General features: G+C 70.4%; 6 protein-coding genes and 1 tRNA gene. 6 read left to right on the top strand and 1 reads right to left on the bottom strand.

Going from position 1 to position 5,464, the window contains the following annotated elements; all coding sequences use genetic code 11:
* Both VHA72_RS14795 and VHA72_RS14800 read left to right on the top strand, forming a co-directional pair.
* Positions 1 to 898, top strand: an 898-nt coding sequence (locus VHA72_RS14795) for an alpha/beta hydrolase (protein WP_325576540.1), incomplete at its 5' end; no start/stop codon positions are given.
* A 62-nt stretch (positions 899 to 960) separates the two neighbouring features.
* Positions 961 to 1,036: transfer RNA gene (locus VHA72_RS14800), tRNA-Thr, on the top strand.
* A 54-nt stretch (positions 1,037 to 1,090) separates the two neighbouring features.
* Here the strand turns inward: VHA72_RS14800 and purU are convergent.
* Positions 1,091 to 1,939: a formyltetrahydrofolate deformylase gene (purU, locus tag VHA72_RS14805; RefSeq protein ID WP_325576542.1), complete on the bottom strand. Its 849-nt coding sequence runs from the start codon at positions 1,937 to 1,939 to the stop codon at positions 1,091 to 1,093.
* Positions 1,940 to 2,091: 152 nt separating this feature from the next.
* Here purU and VHA72_RS14810 point away from each other — a divergent pair, with 152 nt between their 5' ends.
* The 4 genes from VHA72_RS14810 (at position 2,092) to VHA72_RS14825 (ending at position 5,441) form a co-directional block, all read left to right on the top strand.
* Positions 2,092 to 2,685, top strand: coding sequence for a response regulator transcription factor (locus VHA72_RS14810; protein ID WP_325576544.1), 594 nt, complete (start codon positions 2,092 to 2,094; stop codon positions 2,683 to 2,685).
* A gap of 279 nt (positions 2,686 to 2,964) precedes the next feature.
* The gene (locus VHA72_RS14815) at positions 2,965 to 3,747 is read left to right on the top strand and encodes a sigma-70 family RNA polymerase sigma factor (protein ID WP_325576546.1); all 783 of its coding nucleotides are present in this window, start codon (positions 2,965 to 2,967) and stop codon (positions 3,745 to 3,747) included.
* A 54-nt stretch (positions 3,748 to 3,801) separates the two neighbouring features.
* A complete protein-coding gene (locus tag VHA72_RS14820) occupies positions 3,802 to 5,163 on the top strand; it encodes an FAD/NAD(P)-binding protein (RefSeq protein ID WP_325576548.1) in 1,362 nt (453 codons plus the stop codon).
* An 89-nt stretch (positions 5,164 to 5,252) separates the two neighbouring features.
* Entirely contained in the window at positions 5,253 to 5,441 is a 189-nt protein-coding gene (locus VHA72_RS14825) for a YegP family protein (protein ID WP_325576550.1), read from the top strand.
* Positions 5,442 to 5,464 lie beyond the last annotated feature (23 nt).

The raw sequence follows: 5,464 nt of genomic DNA on the forward strand, positions 1-5,464 counted from the left end.
GTCTGCCCTCGGGGAGTCGAAGCTCGACTACTTCGGCGCGTCCTACGGCACCAAGCTCGGGACGACGTACGCCGATCTCTTCCCGGCCAAGGTGGGGCGGTTCGTGCTCGACGGTGCGGTCGACCCGACGCTCGACAACGAGCAGCTGGGCGTGCAGCAGGCCGCCGGCTTCGAGACCGCCCTGCGCTCCTACGTGCAGAACTGCGTCAGCACCTCGAAGAGCTGCTATCTGGGCACCAGCGTCGACGAGGGACTGGCCAAGATCAAGGCGTTCCTCACCCAGGTCGAGCAGCATCCGCTGCCGGCCGGGGGCAATCGGGAACTGCGTGGCGGCAACGCCTTCTACGGGGTCGCCGTGACGCTGTACGACCGCAACAGCTGGATCTATCTCACCCAGGCGCTCAAGCAGGCCTTCGGCGGTGACGGCTCGGTGCTGCTGGAGCTCTCGGACATCTACACCAGCCGCACCCAGCAGGGCTACAGCGACAACTCGATGGAGGCGCAGTACGACATCAGCTGCCTCGACGACCCGTCCGCGATCAAGCCCGGGCAGGTCGCCTCGGTGCTGCCGGAGTTCGAGAAGGCCTCGCCCACGTTCGGCGACGTGTTCGCGTGGGGACTGACCAGCTGCGCCTACTTCAAGGCGAGGGCCGACGAGCCCGCCCCGCCGGTCGGCGCGCCGGGCGCCAACCCGATCGTGGTCATCGGCACCACCCGCGACCCGGCCACGCCGCTGCAATGGGCCCAGCACCTCGCCTCACTGCTCACGTCGGGTGTCCTGGTCACCCGCAACGGCGATGGCCACACCGGCTACAACACCGGCAACTCCTGCGTGAACAGCGCGGTGGAGGACTACCTGGTCGACGGCAAGGTGCCGAAGAACGGCCTGTCCTGCTGACGCCGTTTTCGCCGCGCGCGTCCGCCATCGCTACACTCTCCGCGTTGCCTGCCGGGCAGCACGCCGTCTTAGCTCAGTCGGTAGAGCAGCTCACTCGTAATGAGCAGGTCGTCGGTTCGATTCCGACAGACGGCTCCATCGGTTCGCCGGTCCGGTCACGGGCCGGCGAACCGTCTTCCAGCCGGCGAGTCCTCAGGCGCTGAAGACGACCGTCCGGGGTCCGACGAGCAGCACTCGGTCCTCCGCGTGGCGGCGTACCGCCCGGGAGAGCACGAGCCGCTCGGTGTCGCGGCCCAGGGCCACCAGCGCCTCGGGCGTGGCGGCATGGGTGACCCGGGTGACCTCCTGCTCGATGATCGGTCCCTCGTCGAGGTCGGCGGTCACGTAGTGCGCGGTCGCCCCGATCAGCTTCACGCCCCGCGCGTAGGCCTGGTGGTAGGGCTTGGCGCCCTTGAACCCGGGCAGGAACGAGTGGTGGATGTTGATCACCCGGCCCTCCAGCGCGCGGCACAGGTCGTCGGAGAGGACCTGCATGTAGCGGGCGAGTACGACGAAGTCCACGTCGTGCTCGTCGACCAGCTCCAGCAGCCGCGCCTCGGCGTCCGGCTTCGTCTCCCTGGTCACCGGCAGGTGCAGGAACGGGATGCCGTGGTGCTCGACCAGCGCCCGAAGGTCCGGGTGGTTGCTGACCACCAGCGGGATGTCGACGGGCAGCTCGCCGGTCTCGTGGCGGTAGAGCAGGTCGACCAGGCAGTGGTCGAACTTCGAGACCATCACCAGCATCCGACGACGCAGCGACTCCGGTCGCAGCGTCAGCACCGGCTCGAACGGCGCCAGCGCGCCGAGCAGGAAGGAGCGCACCCCCTCGACGTCCTCCAGCGGCGAGTCGAACTCGGTGCGCATGCAGAACGTCCCGGTGTCGGGGTCGGAGAACTGCTGGTTGTCGACGATGTTGCCGTCGGCCTCGACCACGCCGTTCGCGAAGGCTCGGATGATCCCGGGGCCGTCGGGGCAGCGCAGTGTCATCACGTAGCGAGGCATGCGCGCAAGCCTACGAAAACCGCACTGGCCCGGCTCCATCGGCACGCGCTCGCGCGACGACCGGGCCGGCCGGCGACGTACCCAAGAAAAGTAAAGACCCTGCCTAGGTAACCGAGCCTGGATCTGGCACGATCAGCGCATGGACAACGCCCATGCGTGACGCGCCGATCCGGCTCGCCATCGTCAGCCGTCAAGAGGTGGTCGCGCGCGGCCTGACCGCGATGCTCGCGGACTATCCCGACCGCGTCATCGTCACCGCGCTGCCGAGCGTGTGGACCAAGGCCGCGGGCGTCGAGGTGATCCTCTACGACACCCTCGGCCTGCATGCGAACGACGGTGCGGAGCTTGAGCACCTGACGCGCGAGACCGAGGCCAAGATCCTCGTCTTCAGCCGCGACATGCGGCCCGACCTGCGGGCTCGGGCGCTGGCCTTCGGTCTCCCCTGGGTGTCGATGTCCATCCGCGCCCAGGAGCTGGTCGAGGCGATCGAGCTCGTCGCCGCCGGCGAGCCCCTCCCGGAGCAGAACGAACGCGTCGCCGACGGTGCCGGTCTGTCGCCGCGCGAGATCGAGGCCCTCGCCCTGATCGCCCAGGGGCTGGCCAACAAGGAGATCGCGGACAAGCTCTTCCTCACCACCAACACCCTCAAGAGCCACATCCGGCAGGCCTATCGCAAGATCGGTGTCAGCTCCCGGGCGCAGGCGGTGGCCTGGGCGATCCAGCACGGGTTCGCGCCCCCGGACTGAGTCGAGCATCACCGCAGAAGGTGAATGCGTGCACAAGGTTCGTGGTACTCGATTGCTGTCCGGCGTCTTCGGGTGACCTGGGTCGACCAGGTCAGGACACTCCGCACGGTGCCGAACGCCGCCGCTCCGGGTTCGCGCGAGCCCGGGGCGACGGGCCTCCGGGTCTGGTCATCGAGTCCTCACCCCTAGGGGTGGGGGTATCGACCGGGGGTACCACCCCCAGGGGCTAAATCGGACCGCGGCCGGTTTGCCCGCCCCGGGGAGGGGCACGGGTCGGTCATGAACACGAACGCGACGCTTCACCAGGATCTGCCGCGTGAGACTCGGCGGCGGGAGACCACTCGACTCCTCACCGAGGCTGCGGCAGCAGACGGTGCGGAGCGTGCGCGACTGCTCGATGAGGTCATTCTCGTGAACACCTCGGTCGCTCGGGCGATCGCCTCCCGCTACGCCAACCGCGGCATTCCGATCGAAGACCTGGAGCAGGTCGCCTACCTGGCGCTGGTCCGGGCCGCTCACAAGTTCGACGGTCGGCTGGCCGAGGACTTCCTCGTGTACGCCGTGCCGACCATCCGGGGTGAGGTCAAGCGCTACTTCCGCGACCATGGCTGGACGGTCCGGCCGCCCCGCCGGGTACAGGAGCTGCAGGCCGACGTGATGCGGCTCTCCGACCAGACCACCGACGCGTCGGAGCTGGCCGAGACGCTGGGCGTGGCCGAGTCCGACGTCCAGGAGGCGCAGCAGCTCAAGGGCTGCTTCAGCCCGCTCTCCCTCGACGCTCCGGTGGCCACCGACAGCGACGCCGCCTCGCTCGGCGACCTGCTGCCGGCCCGGGACGCCGACCTGCAGGCCAGCGAGGCCCGCCTGCTGCTGGCGCCGGCGTTGCGGACCCTCACCGAGCGCGAGCGTCTCATCATCCGACTCCGGTACGTCGAGGACCTCACCCAGGAGGAGATCGGCGCCCGGATCGGCGTGACGCAGATGCAGGTGTCGCGGCTGCTGAAGAAGGTCATGGTCAAGCTCCGCAGCGAGCTGGCCGGCGCGGCATCGGCCGTCGCCTGAGCGTCGCGGCTCGCCGCTCCTGGCATAAGTCTAGAAATTAGCTAGACTTAACATGTGACAGTCGCAGCGAAGATCGACCGCTCCGCCCCGACCACCGCCACCCGCCGGGTCGCGGTGGTCGGCGGGGGAGCCAGTGGGACACTCGTCGCGCTCAATCTCCTACGCACCGACGACGGTGTGCGGGTCACGATCTTCGAGCCGACCGGGCGGGTCGGGCTCGGCGTGGCCTACGGCACCGCGGACGACCGCCACCTGCTCAACGTCAGGGCCGGCAACATGAGCGCCCTGCCCGACGTACCGTCCGATCTGCTCGACTGGGCGCGGGTGAGCGGCACCACCTTCCTGCCGCGGCGGCAGTACGGCGCCTATCTGCGCGACCGGCTCGCGGCGCTGGCCGGTGAGCGGCTGAGCATCGTCACCGAGCGGGTCGTCGACATCGCGCCGGCGGGCGGTGGGTTCCTGGTGCACGAGGGGTCCGGTGCCGCCACCCGGTTCGACAGCGTCGTGCTCGCCCACGGCAACCAGGCGCCGGGCCGGCTCGCCGTCGGCGGCCGCGGCCTGCCCGAGGCCGGCTGGCACATCGCCGATCCCTGGCAGCCGTGGCTCGACGGCCTGGCCCCGGCGGCGACGGTCGTCCTGGTCGGCACCGGGTTGACCGCGATCGACGTCGCCGTCAGCGTGCTCGACGGCCGGCCCGAGCGTCGGGTGGTGATGGCCAGCCGACACGGCCTGCTGCCGCGGCCGCACATCGACTGTCAGTCCGTCGCCTGGGTCACGCCACTGCCCGAGGGACCGCTCACCGCCGACGGCCTCGCCGCGCTGTTCCGCGAGCAGGTCGAGGCGGCTGCGGCCCACGGCGTCGACTGGCAGCATGTCGTCGACGGCCTGCGCGGTCCCACCCAGTCGATCTGGGCCCGGCTGCCACTGCCGGAGCGGCGGCGCTTCCTCGAGCGGTATGCCCGCCCTTGGGAGGTACGCCGGCACCGGATGGCGCCCGAGGTCGCGGCCCGCCTCGACAGCTACCGGACCGCGGGTCGGCTGCGGGTGGTCGCCGGCGGGATCACCGGTCTGCGGGAGACCTCGTCGTACCCCCTGGTCACGGTCGGTGGCGAGGAGATCACCGCCCACGCGGTGGTGAACTGCACCGGTCCGCTCACCGACGTCACCCGCAGCGACAACCCGCTCCTGATCGCGCTGCTGCGCCGTGGCCTGATCGCGCCCGACGAGCTCCGCCTGGGCCTGGCGTGTACGCCGCGCGGCGAGGTCCTCGATGCCGCCGGCCGGGTCGTGCCCGGTCTGCTGACCGTCGGCCCGCCGCGCAAGGGCACCCTGTTCGAGACCACCGCCATCCCCGAGATCCGGGTCCAGGCGGTCGAGGTGGCCGGGATGGTCGCCGCCCGCCGCCGGAGAAGTTGACCCGGCGACCGGTGACAGGGCGCTTCACTTCCGGCACGATGCGAAGCGAGACGGCGCCGTCGGCGCCGCATCGACAAGGGGGATTCGTCATGGCAGGCAAGTTCGAGGTCTACGAGGACAAGTCGGGCAGGTTCCGCTTCCGGCTCAAGGCGGGCAACGGCGAGGTGGTCGCCAGTGGCCAGCCGTACGCGACGCTCAAGGGTGCCAAGGACGGCTGCGCGGCCGTGCAGCGTGCCGCCGAGGGCGCCAGCATCGTCGAGGTCGAGTCCGTCGACTGACCCGCACAGCGACGTGGGGCCCG

Source organism: Nocardioides sp. (assembly GCF_035547795.1).
Lineage (GTDB): Bacteria > Actinomycetota > Actinomycetes > Propionibacteriales > Nocardioidaceae > Nocardioides.

What these genes read in the sequence shown, in the direction of transcription:
- VHA72_RS14815 (WP_325576546.1), top strand. Translation starts at nt 2,965, where the DNA reads ATGAACACGAACGCGACGCTTCACCAGGATCTGCCGCGTGAGACTCGG.
- VHA72_RS14825 (WP_325576550.1), top strand. Translation starts at nt 5,253, where the DNA reads ATGGCAGGCAAGTTCGAGGTCTACGAGGACAAGTCGGGCAGGTTCCGC.
- purU (WP_325576542.1), bottom strand. Translation starts at nt 1,939, where the DNA reads ATGCCTCGCTACGTGATGACACTGCGCTGCCCCGACGGCCCCGGGATC.
- VHA72_RS14810 (WP_325576544.1), top strand. Translation starts at nt 2,092, where the DNA reads ATGCGTGACGCGCCGATCCGGCTCGCCATCGTCAGCCGTCAAGAGGTG.